At 63.4% G+C, this 24,293-nt stretch carries 23 protein-coding genes; 14 read left to right on the top strand and 9 right to left on the bottom strand.

Annotated features, from left to right (window positions below):
- Positions 1-7: 7 nt before the first annotated feature.
- Entirely contained in the window at positions 8-793 is a 786-nt protein-coding gene (locus tag H351_RS17630) for an SDR family oxidoreductase (protein ID WP_019748418.1), read from the bottom strand.
- Between the two features lie 129 nt (positions 794-922).
- Here H351_RS17630 and H351_RS17625 point away from each other — a divergent pair, with 129 nt between their 5' ends.
- Positions 923-2,554 (top strand): ABC-F family ATP-binding cassette domain-containing protein, encoded by a 1,632-nt coding sequence (locus tag H351_RS17625; protein WP_020907739.1) that lies wholly within the window; start codon positions 923-925, stop codon positions 2,552-2,554.
- A 60-nt stretch (positions 2,555-2,614) separates the two neighbouring features.
- Here H351_RS17625 and H351_RS17620 read toward each other — a convergent pair whose 3' ends face one another.
- Positions 2,615-3,181 (bottom strand): TetR/AcrR family transcriptional regulator, encoded by a 567-nt coding sequence (locus H351_RS17620; protein WP_003944970.1) that lies wholly within the window; start codon positions 3,179-3,181, stop codon positions 2,615-2,617.
- 101 nt (positions 3,182-3,282) lie between these two features.
- On the bottom strand, positions 3,283-6,084 hold the full coding sequence (acnA, locus tag H351_RS17615; protein WP_019748421.1) for an aconitate hydratase AcnA: 2,802 nt from the start codon (positions 6,082-6,084) through the stop codon (positions 3,283-3,285).
- A gap of 456 nt (positions 6,085-6,540) precedes the next feature.
- Here acnA and H351_RS17610 point away from each other — a divergent pair, with 456 nt between their 5' ends.
- The 8 genes from H351_RS17610 (at position 6,541) to H351_RS17575 (ending at position 15,252) form a co-directional block, all read left to right on the top strand.
- Positions 6,541-7,131 (top strand): Rv1476 family membrane protein, encoded by a 591-nt coding sequence (locus H351_RS17610; protein WP_029255349.1) that lies wholly within the window; start codon positions 6,541-6,543, stop codon positions 7,129-7,131.
- A 451-nt stretch (positions 7,132-7,582) separates the two neighbouring features.
- On the top strand, positions 7,583-9,130 hold the full coding sequence (locus tag H351_RS17605; protein ID WP_029255350.1) for an NlpC/P60 family protein: 1,548 nt from the start codon (positions 7,583-7,585) through the stop codon (positions 9,128-9,130).
- 150 nt (positions 9,131-9,280) lie between these two features.
- Entirely contained in the window at positions 9,281-10,477 is a 1,197-nt protein-coding gene (locus H351_RS17600; RefSeq protein WP_019748425.1) for an AAA family ATPase, read from the top strand.
- Entirely contained in the window at positions 10,474-11,466 is a 993-nt protein-coding gene (locus tag H351_RS17595; protein WP_003944991.1) for a DUF58 domain-containing protein, read from the top strand. The genes H351_RS17600 and H351_RS17595 overlap by 4 nt, the downstream gene beginning before the upstream one ends.
- On the top strand, positions 11,463-12,443 hold the full coding sequence (locus H351_RS17590; RefSeq protein ID WP_003944878.1) for a VWA domain-containing protein: 981 nt from the start codon (positions 11,463-11,465) through the stop codon (positions 12,441-12,443). Before H351_RS17595 ends, H351_RS17590 begins: the two co-directional genes overlap by 4 nt.
- 70 nt (positions 12,444-12,513) lie before the next feature.
- On the top strand, positions 12,514-13,263 hold the full coding sequence (gene fabG1, locus H351_RS17585) for a 3-oxoacyl-ACP reductase FabG1 (protein ID WP_007727875.1): 750 nt from the start codon (positions 12,514-12,516) through the stop codon (positions 13,261-13,263).
- Positions 13,264-13,317: 54 nt separating this feature from the next.
- Positions 13,318-14,115 (top strand): NADH-dependent enoyl-ACP reductase InhA, encoded by a 798-nt coding sequence (gene inhA, locus H351_RS17580; protein WP_003944803.1) that lies wholly within the window; start codon positions 13,318-13,320, stop codon positions 14,113-14,115.
- Between the two features lie 84 nt (positions 14,116-14,199).
- Positions 14,200-15,252: a ferrochelatase gene (locus H351_RS17575; RefSeq protein ID WP_051636473.1), complete on the top strand. Its 1,053-nt coding sequence runs from the start codon at positions 14,200-14,202 to the stop codon at positions 15,250-15,252.
- A 17-nt stretch (positions 15,253-15,269) separates the two neighbouring features.
- Here H351_RS17575 and H351_RS17570 read toward each other — a convergent pair whose 3' ends face one another.
- Together H351_RS17570 and H351_RS17565 are read right to left on the bottom strand one after the other, a co-directional pair.
- A complete protein-coding gene (locus H351_RS17570; protein WP_020907744.1) occupies positions 15,270-15,878 on the bottom strand; it encodes a hypothetical protein in 609 nt (202 codons plus the stop codon).
- 106 nt (positions 15,879-15,984) lie between these two features.
- Complete coding sequence (locus H351_RS17565) at positions 15,985-16,326, bottom strand: metallopeptidase family protein (protein ID WP_003944783.1); 342 nt, start codon at positions 16,324-16,326, stop codon at positions 15,985-15,987.
- A gap of 77 nt (positions 16,327-16,403) precedes the next feature.
- Here H351_RS17565 and H351_RS17560 point away from each other — a divergent pair, with 77 nt between their 5' ends.
- Positions 16,404-16,895 carry a hypothetical protein gene (locus tag H351_RS17560; RefSeq protein ID WP_021332996.1) on the top strand — a complete coding sequence of 164 codons (492 nt, stop codon included), beginning with the start codon at positions 16,404-16,406 and terminating at the stop codon, positions 16,893-16,895.
- Positions 16,896-17,077: 182 nt separating this feature from the next.
- Positions 17,078-18,844: an enoyl-CoA hydratase-related protein gene (locus H351_RS17555; protein WP_228118218.1), complete on the top strand. Its 1,767-nt coding sequence runs from the start codon at positions 17,078-17,080 to the stop codon at positions 18,842-18,844.
- Here H351_RS17555 and H351_RS17550 read toward each other — a convergent pair.
- Positions 18,834-19,625 carry a hypothetical protein gene (locus H351_RS17550; RefSeq protein WP_020969612.1) on the bottom strand — a complete coding sequence of 264 codons (792 nt, stop codon included), beginning with the start codon at positions 19,623-19,625 and terminating at the stop codon, positions 18,834-18,836. The genes H351_RS17555 and H351_RS17550 overlap by 11 nt on opposite strands.
- Before the next feature lie 67 nt (positions 19,626-19,692).
- On the opposite strand from H351_RS17550, the gene H351_RS17545 reads away from it, so the two are divergent.
- The 3 genes from H351_RS17545 to H351_RS17535 are packed head-to-tail and all read left to right on the top strand — an operon-like array spanning position 19,693 to position 22,277.
- A complete protein-coding gene (locus H351_RS17545; RefSeq protein WP_003944813.1) occupies positions 19,693-20,520 on the top strand; it encodes a DUF3097 domain-containing protein in 828 nt (275 codons plus the stop codon).
- 42 nt (positions 20,521-20,562) lie between these two features.
- Positions 20,563-20,994 (top strand): NfeD family protein, encoded by a 432-nt coding sequence (locus H351_RS17540; RefSeq protein WP_019748432.1) that lies wholly within the window; start codon positions 20,563-20,565, stop codon positions 20,992-20,994.
- The gene (locus tag H351_RS17535; protein ID WP_003944935.1) at positions 20,994-22,277 is read left to right on the top strand and encodes an SPFH domain-containing protein; all 1,284 of its coding nucleotides are present in this window, start codon (positions 20,994-20,996) and stop codon (positions 22,275-22,277) included. The genes H351_RS17540 and H351_RS17535 overlap by 1 nt, the downstream gene beginning before the upstream one ends.
- Positions 22,278-22,313: 36 nt before the next feature.
- On the opposite strand, the gene H351_RS17530 is transcribed toward H351_RS17535, so the two are convergent.
- Genes H351_RS17530 through H351_RS17520 form a run of 3 tightly spaced genes read right to left on the bottom strand, consistent with a single transcriptional unit; the run spans position 22,314 to position 24,238 of the window.
- A complete protein-coding gene (locus H351_RS17530) occupies positions 22,314-22,847 on the bottom strand; it encodes a hypothetical protein (RefSeq protein WP_003944797.1) in 534 nt (177 codons plus the stop codon).
- Between the two features lie 55 nt (positions 22,848-22,902).
- Complete coding sequence (locus H351_RS17525; protein WP_003944858.1) at positions 22,903-23,499, bottom strand: hypothetical protein; 597 nt, start codon at positions 23,497-23,499, stop codon at positions 22,903-22,905.
- 31 nt (positions 23,500-23,530) lie between these two features.
- Entirely contained in the window at positions 23,531-24,238 is a 708-nt protein-coding gene (locus tag H351_RS17520; protein ID WP_007727829.1) for a TVP38/TMEM64 family protein, read from the bottom strand.
- Between the last annotated feature and the right edge of the window lie 55 nt (positions 24,239-24,293).

Genomic DNA, 24,293 nt, shown 5'->3' with positions numbered 1-24,293 from the left:
CGGCGCACTACATCGATCCCGTTGCGAGCAGACCGCCGTCGACCCGGACCGTTTCGCCGGTGATCCATGCCGCCGCGTCGGAGACGAGGAAGCCGACCAAGCCGGCAACGTCCTCGGGGGTGCCGAGCCGCTTCATCGGGTAGCCCGCCGACGCCTTGTCCTCGCCGGCAGCGACCAGGGCTGCCGCGAACTGCGTCTTGACGATCCCGGGTGCTACGGCATTCACACGAATCTTCGGTCCCAGTTGCCAGGCCAGTTCTTCCGTCAACCGGATGAGCGCAGCCTTCGACGCGCCGTACGCCGCGATGACGCCCGTCGACCGGATCCCGGCCACACTTGCCAGGTTGACGACGGCTCCACCGTGTTCGCCCATCCACGCCCGATGTGCTTGTTGGACGTAACCGAGGGCGGCAACCACGTTCACGTCGAAGATCTTGCGCACGGCGTCGAGGTCCGCCTCCATGAGCGAACCGAAGACGGGATTGATTCCGGTGTTGTTGACCAGAATGTCGAGCGAACCGAACTCGGCGACGGCGCGGTCGACGGCACCGGATCGGGCCTCGGCATCGGCTGCGTTGCCCGCGAATGCGACGACCTTGCCGCCGTGCCCCAGATCGGACAGTTCGGATGCAGCAGCCTCGAGGGGCTCCGGCTTGCGGGCTGTGATCAAGACGTCGGCGCCGCGAGCGAGGAGTTCGGCGGCGACAGCTTTGCCGATTCCGCGACTTGCGCCGGTGACGATGGCGGCGCGGCCTTCGAGGTCGCGAGGACGAGTGCTGTTTTCGCTAGTCATGTCCCGAACGTTAGCGGACTCACACGCTCCTGGTCGGAACGACCGTCAGGTCACGGTAAAATCGATAGTTCTTGTGTCTGTAGTCAGGCATTGTTTACCCGTATTCGTCGTTTTTCCTGAGGAGTTTGCTTGATTACCGCCACTGACCTCGAAGTTCGTGCCGGTGTCCGCACCCTTCTCACAGCTCCCGGGCCTTCGCTGCGCATCCAGCCGGGCGACCGGATCGGACTCGTCGGACGTAACGGTGCCGGAAAGACGACCACTCTGCGCATCCTCGCCGGTGAAGGTGAGGCATATGCGGGAAGCGTCGTACGCACCGGTGAACTCGGATACCTCCCGCAGGACCCCAAAGAGGGCGACCTGAGCATCCTCGCCAAGGACCGGGTTCTCTCTGCCCGCGGCCTCGACACGATGCTCCGCGAGATGGAGAAGCAGCAGATCCTGATGGGCGAGGTGCTCGATCAGGAATCTCAGGACCGCGCGGTCAAGAAGTACGGCCAGCTCGAGGATCGATTCTCGGCCCTCGGCGGCTACGAAGCCGAGAGCGAAGCCGCCCGTATCACCAGCAGCCTCGGCCTCGAGGACCGTATTCTCGGGCAGCCGCTCAGCACGCTGTCCGGCGGTCAGCGTCGTCGTGTCGAATTGGCGCGAATCCTCTTTGCCGCCTCCGACGGCAGCGGCGCCCGCTCGGACACGACTCTGCTGCTCGACGAGCCCACCAACCACCTCGACGCCGACTCCATCACCTGGCTGCGTGGATTCCTCCAGAACCACGAGGGCGGACTGGTGGTCATCAGTCACGACGTCGACCTGCTCAACGACGTCGTCAACCGTGTGTGGTTCCTCGATGCCGTCCGCGGTGAGGCCGACGTCTACAACATGAACTGGAAGAAGTACCTCGACGCTCGTGCCACGGACGAGCAGCGTCGTCGCCGCGAGCGCGCGAACGCCGAGAAGAAGGCCGGTGCGCTGCGGATTCAGGCTGCGAAGATGGGTGCAAAGGCAACCAAGGCCGTCGCGGCTCAGAACATGGCCAAGCGAGCCGACAAGTTGATGGCGAACCTCGATGCCGAACGTGTCTCGGACAAGGTTGCGCGGATTCGTTTCCCCGAGCCCGCCGCTTGTGGCAAGACTCCGCTGATGGGCAAGAACCTCACCAAGGTGTACGGCTCGCTCGAGATCTTCACCGGTGTCGATCTCGCGATCGATCGTGGGTCTCGTGTGGTTATCCTCGGACTCAACGGTGCAGGTAAGACCACACTGCTCCGCATCCTCGCGGGCGCGGAGAAGGCGGACGCGGGTGAGCTGATCGCCGGCCACGGACTCAAGGTCGGCTACTTCGCTCAGGAGCACGACACCCTCGACGACGACGCGTCCGTGTGGGAGAACATCCGCCACGCTGCGCCGGATACGGGGGAGCAGGAACTGCGTTCTCTGCTCGGTGCCTTCATGTTCACCGGCCCACAGCTCGAACAGCCGGCCGGAACGCTCTCGGGTGGTGAAAAGACGCGTCTGGCTCTGGCCGGTCTGGTGTCGTCCGCTGCCAACGTTCTGCTTCTCGACGAGCCCACCAACAACCTGGACCCGATCTCACGCGAGCAGGTGCTCGACGCGCTCCGCAGCTACACCGGTGCCGTCGTCCTGGTCACCCACGATCCGGGCGCTGCCGAGGCACTCAACCCCGAGCGGGTCATCCTCCTGCCCGACGGCAACGAGGACCACTGGTCGCAGGAATACCTCGAGCTGATCCAGCTCGCCTAACCCCCTGTGAGTGGTTAGGGAGTCCCCGCACTCCTCAACCACTCACAGGGGCGAAGCCCCTCAATCTCGCCGCCGCACCGATTCCTCGACCAGATCGAGAACAGCTGACAGGTTGTCGACGCCGTGGCCGGAGGCGATTCTCGCGACCAGGCCGTCCATCACCAGATCCAGATACCCGATCAGAATCTCGGTGGGAACGTCGTCACGGAGCCGCCCGGCCGATTTCTGTCTGGCGAGGCGCGCACTGGTCGCTTCCGTCAGTTCTACGGAGCGCTGTGACCACTTCTCGCGGAAGTCGGCGTCATTGCGCAGTCGACGCGCTATCTCCAGTCGCGTTCCCAGCCAATCGAATTGATCGGGCTGCGCGAGCATGTCCCGCATGACCTGGACGAGTCCCTCTTCGGCGACGACATCTGCCATCCGGCTCGCATCCTCGCTTGCGAGAGCGAGGAACAGGCCGTCCTTGTCCTTGAAGTGATGAAAGATCGCTCCTCGGGACAAACCGGTGACTTCTTCGAGACGGCGAACTGTGGCGCCGTCGTAGCCGTATTCCGCAAAGCAGCGGCGGGCGCCGTCAAGGATCTGACTGCGCCGTGCCGCGAGATGGTCTTCACTGACCTTGGGCACGTTGTTGTCCTCGTCTCGCGCTTTCTTTGTGCTCTGAACGCACGTGGCGGACTCAGCACCTCGCTGAGTCCGCCACGTGGGTTAGAGCAGGGCTCGGTTGACTAGCCCCGGATCATGTTGCGAAGCACGTACTGCAGGATGCCACCGTTGCGGTAGTAATCCGCTTCGCCGGGGGTATCGATGCGTACGACTGCGTCGAACACGACCTTCTCGCCGTTCTCGCGCGTCGCCGTGACCTTCATGGTCTTCGGGGTGACGCCCTCGTTGAGCTTCTCGACGCCTTCGATGTCGAAGGTCTCGGTGCCGTCGAGCTTGAGCGAACCTGCGGACTCGCCGACCGGGAACTGCAGCGGGACAACGCCCATGCCGATGAGGTTGGAGCGGTGGATGCGCTCGAACGACTCGGTGATGACGGCCTTGACGCCGAGCAGGCTGGTGCCCTTGGCTGCCCAGTCACGCGAGGATCCGGAGCCGTACTCCTTGCCGCCCAGGACGACCAGCGGGATGCCGGCTGCCTGGTAGTTCTGCGACGCGTCGTAGATGAATGCCTGCGGTGCGCCTTCCTGCGTGAAGTCGCGGGTGTAACCACCGGAGACGTCGTCGAGGAGCTGGTTACGCAGACGGATGTTCGCGAACGTTCCGCGAATCATGACCTCGTGGTTACCGCGACGCGAGCCGAGCGAGTTGTAATCCGCACGCTCAACGCCGTGGGAGTCGAGGTACTGCGCAGCGGGGGTACCGACCTTGATCGGACCTGCCGGGCTGATGTGGTCGGTGGTGACCGAGTCGCCGAGCAGTGCGAGGACGCGAGCGCCCTTGATGTCCTTGACCGGAGCCGGATCCATCGTCATGCCGTCGAAGTAAGGTGGCTTCCGCACGTAGGTGGAGTTCACGTCCCACTCGAAGGTGTCACCCTTCGGGGTTTCGAGGTTCTGCCAGCGGCTGTCGCCCGCAAAGATGGTTGCGTACGACTTGCGGAACATGTCCTGGTCGATCGAGGACTTGATCGTCTCTTCGATTTCCTGCGTGGACGGCCAGATGTCCTTGAGGTAGACGGGGTTTCCGTCGGTGTCGTTACCGAGCGAATCGGTCTCGAAGTCGAAGTCCATGGTTCCGGCGAGGCCGTATGCAATCACGAGCGGCGGGGAAGCCAGGTAGTTCATCTTGACGTCGGGGGAGATACGTCCCTCGAAGTTACGGTTACCCGAGAGCACCGCGGTGACCGAGAGGTCGTTGTCGTTGATGGCCTTCGAGACTGCCTCGGGCAGGGGTCCGGTGTTACCGATGCACGTGGTGCAGCCGTAACCGCCGAGGTAGTAACCGAGCTTCTCGAGGTACGGCCACAGGCCGGCCTTCTCGTAGTAATCGGTGACGACCTGCGAACCGGGAGCCATGTTGGTCTTGACCCACGGCTTGGTGGCGAGGCCCTTTTCGACGGCGTTGCGTGCGAGCAGTGCAGCACCGAGCATGACCGACGGGTTGGACGTGTTGGTGCAGGAGGTGATACCTGCAACAACGACGGCGCCGTGGTCGAGAACGAACTCACCGGCGTCGGACTTGACGACGACCGGCTTGCTCGGACGGCCTTCTGCACCGTTGGCAGCAGAGAGAACGTCGACCGCTCCGTCGTCGGCAAACGACAGAACCGCGGGATCGGAAGCCGGGAAGGACTCTTCGACGGCCTCGTCGAGCTGGGTGTGCTCGGTCGGGTAGTTCTCTTCCACGTAGTTGTGGATGTCCTTGCGGAACGCAGTCTTGGACTCCGACAACAGGATTCGGTCCTGCGGGCGCTTCGGGCCGGCGATCGAGGGAACAACGGTTCCCAGATCCAGCTCGATGTACTCCGAGAAGACGGGTTCCTTGTCAGGGTTGTGCCACAGGCCCTGTTCCTTGGCGTACGCCTCGACGAGAGCGAGCTGCTCGTCGCTGCGGCCGGTGAGGCGCAGGTACTCGATGGTCTCGGCGTCGATCGGGAAGATTGCTGCGGTGGAACCGAATTCGGGGCTCATGTTGCCCAGCGTTGCGCGGTTCGCGAGCGGAACCTCGGCAACACCGTTGCCGTAGAACTCGACGAACTTGCCGACGACGCCGTGCTTACGGAGCATCTCGGTGGCGGTGAGCACGACGTCGGTTGCGGTGACGCCGGGCTTGATCTCACCGGAGAGCTTGAAGCCGACAACGCGGGGGATCAGCATGGAGACGGGCTGGCCGAGCATTGCTGCCTCGGCCTCGATGCCGCCGACGCCCCAGCCGAGCACGCCGAGGCCGTTGACCATCGTGGTGTGCGAGTCGGTGCCGACACAGGTGTCGGGGTATGCCTGTCCGTTACGGGACATGACGGTGGGCGCCAGGTATTCGATGTTGACCTGGTGAACGATGCCCATTCCCGGGGGGACGACCTTGAAGTCGTCGAATGCGCCCTGGCCCCAACGGAGGAACTGGTAACGCTCGCCGTTGCGCTCGTATTCGAGGTCGACGTTGCGCTCGAGTGCGTCGGCCTGGCCGAAGACGTCGAGGATGACCGAGTGGTCGATGACCATGTCGGCGGGGGAGAGCGGGTTGACCTTGTTCGGGTCGCCGCCGAGGGTGGTGACGGCCTCACGCATGGTGGCGAGGTCGACGATGCAAGGAACGCCGGTGAAGTCCTGCATGATCACGCGGGCAGGCGTGAACTGGATTTCGATGCTCGGCTCGGCTGAGGGATCCCAGCTCGCGATTGCGCGGATGTGATCCGCGGTGATGTTGGCACCGTCTTCGGTGCGGAGAAGGTTCTCGGCGAGAACCTTCAAGGAATAGGGCAATTTCTCGGTGCCGGGGACGGCCGAGAGGCGGAAGATCTCGTAAGAGTTCTCACCGACCTCGAGGGTTCCCTTGGCTCCGAATGAATCGATACTGGTGCTCACGTCTGCTCCACTCGTCTATGAGGGTCGCTACCGACGGGGCTGTGTCGGCAGCTGAAGCGAGGTACTTCGGCCGGGAAGATCCTCCGTAGCTCACGCCAATCGCACAGTTCGCGTGAGAACTGTCCGAACATCGGAGCTGCAGTAGAACCTGTCCTGACCGGTGGTACCTCTTGGTCCAAGTCTAACAGTACGCTTGTCCTGTGAGAATTCAGGGCAAGTTGACCGAAACAATCTTCATGCAGACTGCGGGCCTGCGCAACGCAGGCTTGGCTGGGTGACCACACCCACAGTTACCGCTCGGGCGGCACGCGCGGCGGTTGCGTGTGACGCCTGGTGGCAGTCGACCTGAAGTAGGCTGCATGCAGGCCCGTCGCGGGTCGGCCGCCGAAAAACGACCTCGGAAGAACTCCCCGCATCTCAGCGGTGGACGGAATCCGAACAGCACCCGGATGAGAGATGTCTGCTCCTACCAATCACGCTTTTGCGCCTGTGCACGTGAAGTCCCCGTTGCACGTCGCTGTTCCGTCGGATGTCGATCTCGACGACGTGCTCGCGGACCTTTCGACGGACGGCGTCTCCGCCCCGGAGTCCGATGTTGTGGGGCTGACTGCGGTGGTGACCGACGCCCGTGAACGTGGTGTCGACTTGAGCGTCGTAGTGGTCGACGCAAATCCGGGCCGGCCGTCCGATCTTCGCGACCTGGCCACGACGGTCGGCAAAACCGAAGGCGGCACGGTTCTCGTTCTGAGCCCAGACTGGATGGGTAGCTACAGCGACTCGATCAGTCGCGTGCAGCTCGAAACCGCGCAGGACCGATCTTTCGGAGAAAGCGCGAGCGTGACCGCGGACCGCTTCTCGCACGAGATCGTGGCGCCGGGTCCGCCGTGGACGCTTTACACGGGCCTTGTCATCGCACTGGTTGCGGTTATTGCCGGAATTACCTTTGCCGTCAAGTGGCGGCGAGAGCCGGAAAACGCGCAAACCGGACATATCGCTTCGACTTCAGAAACGGCGACATCTTCCGACCACCGGGCCGATTCCGTCTGACCTTGGTCCTTTTGCGAGATTTTCAGTAACTCGTCGAAAACAGGTACTCACCGCTGTTTGCGGTGAGTACCTGCCCTTTTTGGTACCTGCATGCCATTAGACCAGCTCAAATACCGTTTGTGTTATTTGTGGCTAAAGTTTCCAAAGAACGCTTGAGTGTCGTACGGTACAACTGGCACTTTTTGGGGAAGAAGTGTCGCAGACAGGCTGATGTTGTTCGACGCGTACTTGTCGGTTGCCTTGTTCTCGAGGTGTCGACGGTGGCGTTCGTACGGCACGTCCAGGTCGACGAGCAGCTCTCGGGCTGTGGGCGACCGGTGCTTGGTCTGCGCATTCCCTCCCCGCACGGATCGGCGACCCAGCGGGCCGTGGCGTTACACGCGAGGGAGAGTTATTTGTGAGGCAAGTAACACGTGGCGGCGAGTCCCGTCGTGGTCCTTCCCGTAAGTCGATGCGCCTGGCGCAACTGGTCATCGGATTCGGCGTTGTCGGGTCCCTGATCGTCGGTACGCCCGCCATGTCCTCGGCCGTACCACCGCCGCCGCCGAATCCGAGTGACTCGGACATCGCTGCGGCCGATTCGCAGGTCTCGTCGAGCGTCGGCACCGTCAGCGCGCTCATCAATCAAGTCGCATCGGCCAACGAACAGTTGTCGGCACTCGACAACGAAGTTGCGATCAAGCGTGAAGACGTCAACAAGACGCTCGTGGATCTGCAGAACGCTCGCGGCGCCGCAGACACCGCAGCGCAGGCCGTCGGCGTCACCAAACAAGCTCTTAAGGACGCGTCGGCGCAGATCGAGGTCGCTCAGACGGACTTCGACAAGTACGCACGCTCGAGCTACGTCAAGGGCACCAACACCGCGTCCATCTCGTCGTTCCTCGACGCCAAGGGCCCGGGCGATGTCCTCGACCGCGCGCAGGTCCTCAAACTGCTCGCCAATACGCAGAGCGCAGTGCTTGACGGTCTCCAACGAGCACGTACCGAGCAGGCGAACAAGGACTCCGCGACCCGCCAGGCAAAGCAGCAGGCCGACGCCGCCGCCGAGGTCGCGGCACAACTGAAGGATCTGGCCGAGCAGGCGATTCAGATCGCGCGCAACGCTCTCGATCAGCAGGTTGCCAAGAAGGCCGCGATCGAAGCCGAGCGGAACTCCGCTCAGGCTCAGCTCGACGCCGCCCGCAATGCAGTCGCAGGTTTGCAGGGCCAACGCCAGGCGTATGCGACGTGGGACGAGCAGCGTCGCGCCGAGGAAGCTCATCAGAAGGCTCTCGAAGCTGCCGCCAAGGAAGCTGCCGCACAGGCTGCTGCCCGCGCAGCTGCCGACCAGGCCGCCAAGGATCGAGCTGCAGCACTGGCAGCGGCTCAGCGTCCGCACACCGCTGTGGAAGACCCGACTCCGACCGTCATCCCGGACGACGACGACACCTGGACTGACGAGGAAACCGGGACCGACGAGGAAACAGGCACGGACGAAGAGACCGGTACCGAAGAGGAAACGGTCACGACGCCCAAGCCCACCACCCCCAAGCCGACGACGCCGAAGCCCAGCACGCCGAAGCCTTCCGTTACCGGAAGCGCTGCAATCGAATCCGTCATCGACCGCGGAATGTCTCAGCTTGGCGTGCAGTACGCCTGGGGCGGAGGCGACGAAAACGGTCCGACGCGAGGCATCCGTGACGGCGGCGTCGCCGACAGTTACGGCGACTTCAACAAAGTCGGGTTCGACTGCTCGGGCTTGATGATCTACGCCTTCGCCGGCATCGGAATCTCGCTGCCGCACTACACCGGCTATCAGTACACCGCGGGCACGCAGGTTCCGTCTTCGGAGATGAAACGCGGCGACATGATCTTCTACGGCCCCAACGCCAGCCAGCACGTGGCGCTCTACCTCGGTAACGGGCAGATGCTCGAGGCACCACAATCCGGTTCGAGTGTCATGGTCTCCCCGGTTCGCTGGGGCGGAATGACGCCGTACGCCGTCCGACTGGTGTCCTGACCGTCAGAGGAAATGCCGCTGACACCCGCATTGTCAGGGAACTATCAAGTTCCCGACGTGGTGTTACGGCATCGAGCGCAACTACCTGGAATAGTTGACGGGGAACACGTTACTGTCGGTACTTTTCTAGGTGAAAGCGATGGATTCTTGGTGACCTCACGTGAAGATTCGGTCGGAACGGTCGACGTAAGCAAGGCGAGCGGAAGTGCGGACGGAGCAGCACCTTCCCTAGCAGCCGACGTTCAGACCTTGGAACGAGCGATCTACGAGGTCAAGCGAGTCATCGTCGGGCAGGACCGGCTTGTCGAGCGCATTCTCGTCGGACTTCTCGCCAAGGGTCACGTCCTCCTCGAAGGCGTACCCGGTGTCGCCAAGACGCTGGCCGTCGAGACTTTCGCGAAGGTCGTCGGCGGTTCGTTCTCCCGCGTCCAGTTCACCCCCGACCTGGTGCCAACCGACCTCATCGGCACGCGCATCTACCGTCAGGGCCGCGAGGAGTTCGACACCGAACTCGGACCCGTCGTCGCCAACTTCGTGTTGGCCGACGAGATCAACCGTGCCCCGGCCAAGGTGCAGTCCGCGCTCCTCGAGGTGATGGCAGAACGCCACGTCTCGATCGGCGGCAAGCGCTACCACATGCCCGACCCGTTCCTGGTGATGGCGACACAGAACCCCATCGAGAACGAGGGTGTCTATCCGCTCCCCGAGGCGCAGCGCGACCGCTTCCTGTTCAAGATCCTCGTCGACTACCCGACAGTGGAGGAAGAGCGCGAAATCGTCTACCGGATGGGCGTGGCAGCCCCGGAGCCGCACCAGATCCTCGGTCCGGAGGAGTTGGTCAGGCTCCAACGCGTCGCCAGCAACGTCTTCGTCCACCACGCGCTCGTCGACTACGTTGTCCGGGTCATCGCCGCTACGCGTACGCCGCGTGAGGTCGGACTCGAGGACGTCGCGGGCTGGATCGCGTACGGCGCCTCACCCCGCGCGACGCTCGGCATCATCGCCGCGTCGCGGGCTCTCGCTCTCGTCCGCGGCCGCGACTACGTCGTGCCGCAAGACGTCATCGAGGTGATCCCGGACGTGTTGCGCCACCGCCTCGTTCTCTCCTACGACGCCATGGCCGACGAGGTGACTCCCGACGCGGTCATCGCCCGGGTGCTGCAGACCGTCGGACTGCCGCAGATCGCCGCGCGGCCTGTTCCTACCGTTCCCGGTCCGCCTCAGCAGGGCGCACCGCAGGCACCTCAGTTCAACGCACAGGGCACCGCGAATCCACAGGGCACAGTCAATCCACAGGGAAACGGCGCGCCGATCGCGACCGCTGAGACGATGAGTCGCCCGCAGTGACCGAAGGCCGCGACGGTGGCCAGGCGACACCCGCCGGATCCACCGGTTCTCCGCCGTCGTTCCGATCCGGCGAGCTCAGCGATCCCAAACTCACCGCTGCGCTGCGCACCCTCGAGCTGACGGTTCGTCGTCGCCTCGACGGTGTGCTGCACGGCGATCACCTCGGCCTGATTCCCGGCCCGGGTTCGGAACCGGGTGACGCCCGCGAGTATCAGCCGGGCGACGACGTGCGGCAGATGGATTGGTCCGTGACCGCGCGGACGACGCACCCACACGTGCGCCAGTCGGTCGCGGATCGTGAGCTCGAGACGTGGCTTGTCATCGACCTGTCTGCAAGTCTCGACTTCGGGACCGCCGGATGCGAGAAGCGCGACCTGGTTGTCGCCGCAGCCGCGGCGATCACTCACCTGACCAGTTCGGGCGGTAACCGCGTCGGCGCCATCATCTCGACGGGCGCCCAGACAACTCGAATTCCGGCCCGCGGTGGGCGCATTCACGCACAGGCGATGCTCCGCAAGATCGCGACGACTCCGCACGCTCCGGACGGGGTACGCGGTGATCTGGTCGGCGCGATCGAAGCGCTCAGACGCCCACAGCGTCGGCGCGGACTCGCGGTCGTCATCAGCGACTTCCTCGGGCCGATCGACTGGGAACGCTCGCTGCGCGCCATTTCGGGACGTCACGACGTGCTCGGCGTCGAGGTGGTAGATCCGCGCGACCTCGAACTTCCGGACGTCGGCGACGTGGTGCTCCACGATCCCGAGTCCGGCCGGACCAGAGAATTCACCACGACGCCGCAACTGCGCGCCGACTTCGCCAGAGTCGCCGCCGAGCACCGCGTCGAGGTCAGGCAAGCTCTACGTCGTTGCGGCGCACCGCTCATGTCCCTGCACACCGATCGGGACTGGATCGCCGACGTCGTGAGATTCATCTCGGCACGCCGACACAGTTATGGTGCCGGCGCCGGAACTGGGGGCGTTCGTTCGTGAGTCTTTCTCAATTCACCGCACCGTGGTGGCTGCTGTTCCTCGCTGTCATCGCCGCGTTGGTGGTCGGTTACGTACTCGTGCAGAAGCAGCGGGCCAAGCACACACTTCGGTTCACGAACTTCGCGCTACTGGAGAAGGTCGCGCCTTCGCGGCCCGGGCGGTGGCGTCATATTCCGGCGATTCTGATGGTCATCGCATTGGTGTTCTTCACCGTCGCCCTTGCCGGTCCGACGGCAGACAAGAAGGTCCCGCGAAACCGTGCCACGGTGATCCTCGTGATCGACGTGTCGCTGTCGATGCAGGCCACCGACGTCGAGCCGACGCGATTGGCAGCAGCGCAGGAAGCTGCGAAGTCGTTCGCCGACGGTCTGACTCCCGGCATCAACCTCGGGTTGGTCGCATTTGCCGGAACGGCTTCGGTTCTGGTGTCGCCCACCACGAATCGTGACGCGACGAAGGTCGCCATCGACAACCTCAAGCTCAGTGAGCGGACGGCGACGGGCGAAGCGATCTTCACCTCATTGCAGTCGATCGACACGCTGTCGGCTGTTCTCGGCGGCAGCGATCAGGCGCCACCGGCGCGCATCGTGTTGCTGTCAGACGGTAAGCAGACCGTTCCCGAGAACTCGGACGATCCGCGGGGCGGATTCACCGCTGCCCGTCAGGCCAAGGACAAGGGCGTTCCGATCTCGACCATTTCCTTCGGAACGACATACGGGCGAGTCGAGATCGAAGGAGACCGAATCCCCGTCCCGGTCGACGATGCGTCACTGAAGGAGATCGCCAACCTGTCCGGCGGAAGTTTCTTCACGGCATCGAGCCTCGAAGAACTGCGCCAGGTGTACGACACGCTCGAAGAGCAGATCGGTTTCGAGACGACACGAGGCGATGCGAGTCGACCGTGGTTGGTCCTCGGCGTCGTGTTCGCGACCGCTGGTCTGACGATTGCCCTGGTACGCAGGCAGCGTCTGCCCTGATCGAGAGCAGTTCCGAATTGTCCAAATACCGCTGGTACGCGGCCCGCAGAGAATTGATAGGTTGATCGCCATGTCTACCCCTCCCACGACAGTGGTTTCCGAACGGACCGTCACCACACCGCGCTCGGTGCTCGTCACCGGCGGTAACCGCGGAATCGGCTTGGCCGTCGCTCAGCGGCTCGCCGCAGACGGCCACAAGGTAGCCGTCACGCACCGCGGTTCCGGTGTCCCCGAAGGGTTGTTCGGCGTCGTTTGCGACGTCACCGACACCGAGTCGATCGACCGTGCATTCAAAGAGGTCGAAGCGCACCAGGGGCCGGTCGAGGTCATCGTCGCCAATGCCGGCGTCACCGACGACACACTGATCATGCGAATGAGCGAAGAGCAGTTCACGAGCGTCGTCGACGCGAACCTCACCGGTACGTTCCGCCTCTCGAAGCGTGCGACCCGGTCGATGCTGCGCGCGCGTTTCGGACGCTTCATCTTCCTCGGTTCGGTGGTGGGTCTGGCGGGACAAGCCGGCCAGGTCAACTACGCCGCGTCCAAGGCAGGCATCGTCGGTATCGCTCGTTCCCTGACAAGGGAACTCGGCTCGCGTTCGATCACCGCCAACGTCGTCGCACCGGGTTTCATCGAGACCGACATGACGGCAGCACTGGGCGACGACGTGAAGGACAAGGCCACCGAGTTCATCCCGTTGCAGCGGACCGGAAAGCCGGAAGATGTTGCAGCAGTTGTCAGTTTCCTCGCCTCCGACGATTCGGCATACGTCTCGGGTGCAGTCATCCCCGTCGACGGCGGACTCGGCATGGGGCACTGACCCGCTTTTCGCACACACACCTTTCTCGTACGTCTGAAATCAGGAGGACATCTCATGGGCGGTTTGCTCGAGGGTAAGACCATTCTTGTCACCGGCATCATCACCGATTCGTCGATCGCGTTCCACGTGGCCAAGGTCGCGCAGGAGCAGGGTGCGAAGGTGCTGATCACCGGATTCGATCGTCTGCGCCTCATCGATCGCATCGCCCAGCGACTGCCGCAGCCCGTGCCGCCGGCAATCTCGCTCAACGTCCAGAGCTCGGAGGATCTCGCATCTCTCGCCGAGCGTGTGCGCGAGCTGGCTCCCGAGGGTATCGACGGCGTGGTCCACTCGATCGGCTTCGCTCCCCGCTCCTGCCTGGGAAGCCCGTTCATGGACGCGCCGTGGGAAGACGTGGCGGTCGCACTCGAGGTGTCCGCATACTCGTACAGCGCACTGGCCAAGGCCTTGCTGCCGGTGCTCAACGACAACGCGTCCATCGTCGGAATGGACTTCGATCCGGCACGCGCAATGCCCTTCTACAACTGGATGGGTGTCTCCAAGGCAACCCTCGAGGCCGTCAACCGTTACGTGGCCAAAGAGGTGGGCGTCCGCGGCATCCGCTCGAACCTGGTGTCCTCCGGCCCGATCAAGACCCTGGCCGCCAAGGCCATTGCCGGCGACAGCACCGGTCCGGGCGCGGAGTTGGACAAGCTGAACACGGCATGGGACGGTGCTGCGCCCATCGGCTGGGACGTCGACGATCGCGAGCCGGTCGCCAAAACGGTCTGCACCGTTCTCTCGGATTGGTTGCCCGGCACGACCGCGTCGATCATCTACGTCGACGGCGGCTTCCACGCGATGGTCGGCTAGTAGCACCCCTTCTACTACACAGGTGAGTACCCGGGTGACCCCCGCCGAACGGCATCACGCAAGATTGAACTCATGACCGCAAGTATGGACATGCAGTTCGATGCTCTTCTCGTTTTGTCGTTCGGCGGTCCCGAAAAACCCGAAGACGTACGACCGTTCCTCGAAAACGTCACGCGCGGTAGGGGAGTGCCACCGGAGCGGCTCGACGCCGTTGTCGAGCACTACATGCATTTCGGTGGAGTTTCGCCCATCAACGCGCTCAACCGAGACCTGATCGAACGGGTCGAAGGTGAGTTGGCAGCAGCCGGCGTGGACCTGCCCGTGTACTTCGGCAACCGCAACTGGCACCCGATGGTCGAAGACACCGTCGCCAAGATGCGCGAGGACGGTGTCCGCAATGCCGCCGTGTTCGCCACGTCGGCGTGGGGCGGTTACTCGGGGTGTCGGCAGTACCACGAGGACATCGTCCGTGCCCGTGAAGCCGTCGGTGACGGCGCACCGACGCTGACAAAACTTCGCCAGTACTACGACCATCCGCTCGTCGTCGGCGCGTTCGCCGACGGTGTGCGCGCGGCCCGCGCAGAGTTGCCCGAAGCGACTCGCGATACCGCGCGCCTGGTGTTCACGGCGCATTCGGTCCCGAGTGCCGCAGACCGCAATGCAGGGCCGCCGGCAGAGGGCGGAAACCTCTACAGCCGACAGGTTGCCGAGGCTGCGAAGTTGGTTGCCGAGGCCGTCGGCGTCGAAGATTTTGATCTGGTGTGGCAGTCGCGATCAGGCCCGCCGCAGGTTCCGTGGCTCGACCCCGACATCTGTGATCACCTGGATGCGCTGTCCGCCAAGGACGTTCGCGCCGTGATCGTGTGTCCTGTCGGTTTCGTCTCCGATCACCTCGAAGTGGTGTGGGACCTGGACACCGAGGCCAAGGACAAGGCGGCCGAGCTCGGTATGGATTTCGTGCGCGCAGCGACACCCGGCCGCGATCAGCGTTTTGCGCAGCTGGTGCCCACGCTCGTTCGGGAGCTGGCCGACGCCGAGCAGCCACTGCGATTGGGGGTCGAGCCGCTGCTCGGCTCGACCACCAACGGTCTCTCGTGTGCGGTGAACTGCTGCGCGGCCGTTCAGCGCCCCCGCTGACGAAAGCTTTCCGACGCTCAGGAGTTCGGCTGCTTCAGCTTTCCGCAGGGTCCCGGAACGGTGGACGTGCTGCGTGAGGTGAGGAGCGTCTCGACGATCTGTCGATCCTCGGGGCTCAGTGACGGGTCGATGTAGTTGAGCTTGGGCGCCCCCAGTTCGCGGACTCGCCCGGCGAGGGTCGCTACAAATGACACTCGTTCTTCGTCATCGTCGTTGACGTCGTGGATCTGCAGCACCGACACCGGAAACTTGCGCAGCGTCACAGGCAGGAAGCGGGCGCCGAGCACATGGTCGACGTTGAATCCCGCCCACTGCCCCTGGTTGGCTTCCACGCATTCGGCGTCGGAGTGAATTGCGCTCTCGCCGATGTACTTACGGGCGGGGAGCATCTTCTTCGGTGCTAGTTCGGATGCACCTTGCTGCAGCACGGGAAAGTCGCCGTCCGAGTACAACCAGGGTTGGTTGGCCATCGAGATCAACCGGCCGGCGTCCAGATCCGGGAGATAGCGAGACTTGAGGAGAAACGCAACGCTGTCGACCGAGATGCCCAGCAGTTCGGCGGCCTTCTGTCGGCTCATCGCAAACGTCGGGGCATTCTTCGGGGCGATCTGGATCAAATTGACCATGCGAACTCCTGTAAGTGTTCAATTGTTGCGGGTTTGGTACAGCTGACATGACAATTCGCCGATTATCAACCTCTAGCTGATTTCCGACTTGTAGATGAGTCGGTTGTCACCATCCGAGTTCACGCAACCGGGGATCTCCGATCCCGAAGTGGTGGCCGATTTCGTGGATCACGGTTCGGCGAACTTGCTCGATCACCTCGTCTTCGGTGCTGCAGATCGCACAGATGGCCCTGCGGTAGATCGTGATGCGGTCGGGGAGGACGCCGGCGTACGTGGTGGTTCTCTTGGTCAGTGGGATGCCCTGATACAACCCGAGCAACCCCGGTCGTCCCCCTTCGAGTTGAACGGTCACCGCGACGTTGGCCATCTCCGCACCCAACTTCGGGGGCAGACTGTCGAGCGCCCGCTTGACCATGTCCTCGAACTGACTGTCGTCCACGTCGATCATCTGCCCATTGTGCGTGCGAGGGCGGGATCCGGGTGTGTCCATGTGGAAACAGTGCAGCTTACGGCTATGTTCATTGCGTGGCCGAAGACCTCTATCACCGTTACGAATTCACATTCATCGTTCAGATGCTGACAGTCTCGCAAGAGCAGGCGATCGAAGAGAGCTTGGGCGGAAAGGTCGAGGACCGGCGTGGACTGCAGTTGCTGACGCTCACCTCGGAAGGTATGCGAGCGGCGACGACGGCTATCACCGTGGTCGACCAGTTGGTGGCTGCAGGCGTGCGTCCCCAGCGGACGCATCCCGATTTGGTGTCACGTCAGGACATTGCCGACCGTGCGGGAGTGACGAGGCAGGCTGTCGGACAATGGGTGCGAGGGGTCCGGCAGGCGGCCACTCCCTTTCCGATTCCGTACAACTCGGTCGCCGGGGGGATCTGGTTCTGGGGCGATGTCCTGGATTGGTTGCGCCGTCAGGGGTACGGCCAGGACACCGGTTTGCGCTACCCGACGCTGGACGAACATATTCGCATCGACCGCCATATCGCGATCAATCACAAGACTGCGGGTTGACCGATCAATCGGTTTGCCTGAAAATAGCTATTGAAACAAACCGACGGTAGGTATAAAGTCCCTAAATACCTCAATCAATCTATCGGTGCGTCGGTCCTGCTCTGGGGGGGAGTTCGGTCTGCGCTGCAGATACCCGAGCATGCGAGCAGGAATCCATGGTTTCGACCCCCGAAGTTAGACCGATGCCCAAATCGGCCGCACTCACGACTTCTGTGGCTATTTCCAGCGCTGGAGCAACGACGAAGCTACGCGAAGATGCAACGGGCAGGGGTCGTCTGCGAGCGGCGACGGCGGCGCTGTTCCGGCGCTCACGCCCACGCGCGGCTTCCGCGCCACCGTTGAGCGTGCTTCTTCTCGTCACCTCCGACAATGGTCTCTCGCAGCGGGCTGGTCTTGTTCTTCGCGAGGCGGGGCACCAAGTCCGCACCGCCGTCGTCGCCGACGCGGACGCAGTGCTGGCCGCGACGTCTGCGGGAGATTTTGATCTCATCATCTGCCCGTTTCTGAAAGCCTATGTACCGGAATCTATTTGGCAGCGGTGGACAACGATCATCATCCATCCCGGCCCGCCCGGTGATCGCGGACCGTCGTCGCTGGACTGGGCGATAACGGATGGCGAACCGATCTGGGGAGTGACCGCGTTGCAGGCCGCCGAGGAACTCGATGCCGGAGCGGTGTGGGCGTGGCGGACATTCGAACTCCAGAGCGGTGTAACCAAATCTTCGGTATACAACGAGGCAGTCACCGACGCGGCGATGGAGTGCATTACGGAGGTCGTCGAACATTTCCGTACTCCTGACTTCAAGGCGATCCCATCGGACCGAGTTGCGCGGCCCGTGGCATCGGCCCGATCGAGGCCCAGCATGAAACAGGCCGATCGCGTTTTCAGCTGGGAGGAAGACGCGTCGAGCATCGTCCGCGCCGTCAACGCCGCCGACGGGTTTCCCGGCGTCGCCGTTCAGTTGGGGCTCGACCGGGTCTACGTCTACGACGCTCACCCCGATACCCACGTCGATGCAGCGCCCGGCACAATTGTCGAGTACTTCCACCAGGCGATACGTGTCGCCACCGGTGCGGGCTCCGTATGGATCGGACATGCGCGGCTCGTCGGCGCCGGCAATGTCAAACTTCCGTCGACCGCGGTCGTACGTCCGGACGTGTTCGTTCCACAGGTCTGGGAGAGTCGTTACCCCGAGACCGACTATCACCGCGACGGCGAAATCGGATATCTCTCGTTCCGCTTCTACAACGGTGCTATGAGTACGAAGCAATGCGCCCGACTGGCCGCCAGGCTCCGCTGGGCGATCGCGCAGGACACCAAGATCCTTGTCCTGACGGGTGACTACGACAGATTCAGCAACGGTATCCACCTCAACGTCATCGAGGCAGCGTCGGATCAAGCCGGAGAAGCGTGGGCCAATATCAAAGCCATCAACGAGATCGCGAAAGCGATCGTCACCTGTACGGAACAGGTTGTGGTGGCGGCATTCACAGGCAACGCCGGTGCCGGCGGGGTCATGCTCCCGCTTGGAGCCGACGTAGTCGTGGCCAGGGACGGTGTGGTTCTCAATCCTCATTACGCCACGATGGGCCTGTTCGGCTCGGAACTGCACACGTACACATTTCCGGCTCGGGTCGGCGAGGAGCAGGCCCGCAGCCTGCTGGCCGAGTGCAGTGCGATCGGTATCCGTCGAGCCTTGGACATCGGACTTGTCGACGCGATCGGCCCCAGACGGCCGGATCTGTTCGAGGCGTGGTTGCTCGAGGTCGCCACCGACTTGCTCGAAGGAGATCGGATGGAATCGATGCTGGAGCGCAAACGTCTTCGACTGGAACGTGATCCGGTGGAGCCCTACGAGGAGCGTGAGCTCGAAGAGATGAAGATCGACATGTTCGGTGACCGCAACGGGTTTGCCGAGAAACGCCGGAACTTCGTGCTCAAGCTCTGATCGACACGCTGTTCGCCGACGCGACACGGGCAGTGCGAACGACGTCCCACAGTCGTCGCAGCAGGTCGTCACGCCTCTGCGCAGTGGACACGCTCGGGGCCTGATTGGTCGAGACCGACGCAGCGACGGTAAGAATGGCTGCCACGTTGTCGGCGGTGTCGATCACCTGTAGATGCCGAGGTGACAGTGTCGACGGCCAGCGGTACCCGGCCTGGGCCTGCAGCGCTTCGGCGACCAGCGTACGAGCGTCGCCCCCAGGCATTCCGGTGGCTACGGCCGGAAGCCCGCCGAGCACCTCCGCTGCGTCCCGAACAGCCTGGCGCAGTTCGTATTCGGCTTCACGGAGTCCGATCGATTCGGCGCTGCCCGCCACAGCGGGAATGGAGAAAACCGTCCACCGCAAGACGTCCGGACCTTCCTGCGACGGCACGAGGCCGACTCCCGGCTTGCCGACGGCGCCGATCTGTATCCCCTCACCCGTTGCGATCGCAGCGCGTGCGAACTCGGTGCCAGTGGGCAGGCCACGTACATCGCCGGCCGTAGGAAGGACCAGGCGGACTTCAGCAGCCTCCGAGCGGGCGATTCTCAACAGGGTGGACACACCCGAAGCCGTGACTCCCGGCCACTCGAGATCGTGGCGGACCGCGGTTTCCGCATCGGCGGCGCCGATCAGGTGCATCGGCGCCCACGCGGCAAGGGCGTCGATGACGTCGTCCGGCGCAGCGTCGCCCGCGAGCCATGACGCTGCCCACACGGTGAGGGTTGCGCTGGGAGAACTCATGACCGTGAAGTTTAGTTCGGCGTGGCGACATGCGCGGCCCCGGCGTTGTGACCTAGCGTGATCCGGCGTGAGCGGTGGCAACGGATACGGTGACATTTTTGCGGGTCATACCCGCAAACAGAAGCGCGTGACGCCTGAAGTGGCGGCCGAACGTGATCTTGTCGTCGAGGATGCGGCGACAGGATTCTGCGGTGCGGTAGTCGGTTTCGAGCGCACGTACGACGGCGATTTCGTGCGACTCGAGGACGGGCGTTCCCGGACGCGGTTGTTCGCGATGCGCGAGGCGGCCTTCCTCATCGACGGCTCACCGGTCACCCTCGTTCGCCCGGCCCCCAAGCCCGCGTCCACCAAACCCGCACGATCGGCTTCGGGTTCGACCCGAGTCGAAGGCTTACGTGCACGCACGGCACTGCCCAGCCGGATCTGGGTGGAGGGAGTACACGATGCTGCCCTCGTCGAGCGGGTGTGGGGCCATGACCTTCGCGTCGAAGGTGTTGTCGTCGAACATCTCGAAGGGCTCGACAATCTGGGGGAGCGGCTTGCCGAATTCGGGCCGGGCCCCGGCCGCCGTGTCGGTGTCCTCGTCGACCACCTGGTCACCGGTTCCAAGGAAACCCAACTGACTCAGGGCCTCGGCCCGAACGTGTTGGTGACCGGACATCCGTACATCGACGTGTGGGAGGCCGTTCGTCCCAAATCTGTCGGAATCGCCTCCTGGCCGAAGATTCCACGCGGCGAGGATTGGAAGACGGGAATCTGCCGCGAACTGGGCTGGGGGACACCTCAGGAGGGCTGGCGGCGGGTCTACAACTCGGTCGAGAGCTTCCGCGATCTGGAAGCTCCCTTGATCGGTGCCGTCGAACAACTTGTCGATTTCGTTACCGAGCCGAACTGACGTAGCGGCGGCCTGGGTCACACATTCTGGTTAGATGGTGTTGTGGCTGCACTTATTTGGCTGATCGGAGCACTGGTGCTCGCCGGGGCCGAAGCGCTGGTGGGGGATTTCTTCCTGCTGATGCTCGCCGGTGGGGCGCTCGCTACTGCCGGTGTCAGTGCTGTCACCGACTTCCCGGTGTGGGTCGACGCCGTCATGTTCGGAGTGTTCTCCGCCGCCCTCGTCCTGGGTGTGCGACCGATCATGTTGCGTCGCTTCGGTAGTCCGCCACCGACCCCGACCGGAATTCAGGCACTCGAAGGTAAGCACGCTCTGGTTCTGGAAGAAGTGGGCGAGCATTCCGGGCAGGTCAAGTTGAACGGCGAGGTGTGGACTGCCAGGCCGTACGACACCACCGAGGTGTACCCGCCGGGCACCAAGGTGACGGTGATGGAAATCAACGGCGCAACAGCAGTCGTCTGGAGGGGACCTTAATGGCAGCACTCATAGTGCTCGGTGTGTTGGTGCTATTCGTGATCTTGGTGGTCGCGAAGTCGGTAGCACTGGTACCGCAGGCAGAAGCCGCGGTGATCGAGCGGCTCGGTAGGTATTCGAAGACGGTGTCCGGCCAGCTCACATTCTTGATCCCGTTCGCCGATCGTGTGCGCGCCAAGGTGGATCTTCGTGAGCGGGTGGTCTCCTTCCCACCGCAACCGGTGATCACCCAGGACAACCTGACACTGTCCATCGACACGGTGGTGTACTTCCAGGTCACCAATCCGCAAGCTGCGGTGTACGAGATCAGCAATTACATCGCTGCCGTCGAGCAGTTGACAACCACGACGCTGCGAAACGTCGTCGGCGGAATGACCCTCGAAGAGACGCTGACCTCGCGTGATTCCATCAACGGTCAGCTTCGTGGTGTCCTCGACGAGGCGACCGGCCGCTGGGGCCTGCGAGTGGCCCGCGTCGAACTCAAGAGCATCGATCCTCCGCCCTCCATCCAGGAGTCGATGGAAAAGCAGATGAAGGCGGACCGCGAGAAGCGCGCGATGATTCTGACGGCTGAAGGCCACCGCGAATCCGCTATCAAGACAGCCGAGGGTGCCAAGCAGAGCCAGATTCTTTCCGCCGAGGGCAACAAGCAGGCCTCGATCCTCAACGCCGAGGGTGAGCGTCAGTCCCAGATTCTTCGGGCTCAAGGTGACCGCGCGGCCAAGTACTTGCAGGCCCAAGGCGAGGCCAAGGCCATCGAGAAGGTTTTTGCTGCTATCAAGTCCGGTAAGCCGACTCCGGAATTGCTTGCATACCAGTATCTTCAGACGTTGCCGCAGATGGCGCAAGGCGATGCGAACAAGGTGTGGCTCGTGCCCAGCGACTTCGGTGACGCACTGAAGGGATTTGCGAAAACGCTTGGCGCGCAGGGGCAGGACGGTGTCTTCCGTTACGAGCCGCCGGCCGCCGAAGAGAATCTTCCCAACCCTGAGGACGATTCAGCTGAGGTGGCGGAGTGGTTCGAAACGAAATCCGATCCGGCTATCGCAGAAGCAGTCCGTGCTGCTGAAGTTGCTGCACGTACTCCCGTCGAAGATCCGGCGGCTGCGGTCAGGCACCTCCGTGAAAGTGCGCCCGAGCAGCCCGGATTCGTAGATCCCGCGCTGCCGCAGCAGAGTGAAAATCCTTGGCCCGGTCAGCTACCGCTGCCGTCCGAACGCGAAGAGTTCCAGCAGAAGTACCCCTACCAGGATCAGCCGCCGGAGGGCGGCCAGCGCCGGTAGGCTCCTCTCGTAGTAATCGGGACGGGCACTCGTCACCTACGTGATGAGTGCCCGTCCCGTTCCGCATACAGCGATCGCCCAGAGGACACTGACGAAGGTTCCCATGATGAACTGCTCGGACGCGTGAGGTTCGCGAAGTTCCGGGTACCGTGCGAGCCCCTTGACTGCCAAGACGATCGCGATCCCCTCCGGCCAGGTTGCGAGAATCGACGCCGCCACCGCGAGCCGTTCGAGGATGCCGATCACACGTCCGCCGCGAAGAGGTCCGGCGTCCGGTGCCGGGCTCCCGTCCGGTTGGCGACGAGCGATCTTGAAGGTGGCAAGTACCAACGGTGCACCGGCCGTGGCGGCGGCAAGTACGCACAGGACAAGCGTCGCCCCGAGAGCGAAACCGGTGACCGGGGTCGTTCGGGTCGATGCCAGTGCGGCAACACCCAGCGCCGGAAGAGCCACCACGGACGACGCCCATTCGGGGACTTCCAGTCGACCACGACTGAGCGGTCCCAGTGCCGCCGCAACTGCTGGTGCCGCGGCGGCGACGGCGAGCGCGATCAACGCCAGAACGACCATGTATTCGAGCCCCCTGCTGTGTCGACGAGTTTGTACCGGTGCGAGCGTGAGCAGTCTAGGGCTGGAGTCTGACCAAAAGTCGTTCTGCGAGTCTGCGCCCGGCGAGTTCTGCGTGCCACCCGGCTGTCAGGAGTCGCTTGGACATGGCTTGCTTGGTGATTCCGAGGTGGGCTGCCGCGCTGACCTGAGTGAGTCCGCTGTCCATCAGAGCGATGGCTTCGCGTCCGTCCTTCGTCTGTCTCGTGACAATCGTTCCGAGCAAGGTGAACGCGGCATCGACATCGGCGGCGAGTTCGTCGCGTGAGCTATCGGCCGGCGCCTGTTCGACAGCAATTCTGGCCGGAGCTCGCTTGGCTCGCTCGACGGCGATCCGAGCAGCTTCGAATGCCGGTCCTCGTCCGGCCCGGGTCTGCCGTGGGAGAGGCTGCTCGACGGGACCGATCCCGATCCCGACACTCCAGTGCTCGCGCCGAATCAGCTCGAGTGCGACGAGGACGAGTAGCGCCGGATCGTCGGTCACCGCTTGAATCTCGTCGCCCGCAGTGCGCTCGAACGGCCGCAGGAGCCTGCGATCGGCCATGTCGTCGATGATGTCCCCGACGCGGTCGACATCGCGTCGGCTACCTCGCTGATCCACTGTCAGTACGAACATCAGTCAATGCTAGATAGTTGACTTTCAATAGTCAATCGTTTTGGGTTGACTCAATCAAATCAACCTCTTGAGGTTGACCATTGTCAACGATGGTTTCGCCCGGTGAAGGCTGACGGCGAGCGTCGAACACCAGACCGGCGATGCCGATCGCAATGCAGATCCCGGACAGAATCAGGAGACGAGGATCGGCTTCGCCGGAGAGCGCATCGCCCAGAACGACAATCCCAACAGTGCCGGGCAAGATGCCGACGACGGTGGCAAGGATGTAGGGCACGATCCGGATCGACGAAATGCCGCAGCAGTAGTTCACCACCGAGAAGGGGACAAACGCGATCAAACGCAGAGAGCCGACGGCCAGCCACCCCCGCTTTTCGATCCGCTCGTCCACCCGCCGGATCGTCGGACTCGAAATCCGTTGCCACACGACGTCACGGCCGATGGCGCGGACCAGGTAGAGGGCCAGAACGGCGCTCACAGTCGTTGCTGCCACGGTAAGAGCGATGCCGGTCACCGAGCCGAAAAGAACCCCCGCACTGAGGGTGAAGACGGTGCGCGGGAACGGCGCGACGGTGACTATCGAATGAACCAGGAAGAACACGAGGGGAAACGCCGGGCCAACCGAGTCCGCCCACTCTCGCACCTGGGACACCGTGGGATGTGGGGCGAGGAGGGCTGCGAGGAACAAAGCGAGCACTACCAGGACTATTGCGATCAATCTTCGGTCCAGCAGGCGTCCCATCACAGGTCACAAGGCTACCTGCGAACGGTGAACCGGGCCGACTGCCGACCCGCAA

Origin of the sequence: Rhodococcus erythropolis R138, from assembly GCF_000696675.2 — a bacterium.
Classification (GTDB): Bacteria; Actinomycetota; Actinomycetes; order Mycobacteriales; family Mycobacteriaceae; genus Rhodococcus_F; species Rhodococcus_F erythropolis.
Note: the sequence above shows the minus strand (reverse complement) of the source record. Positions and strands in the feature narration are given on the sequence as shown.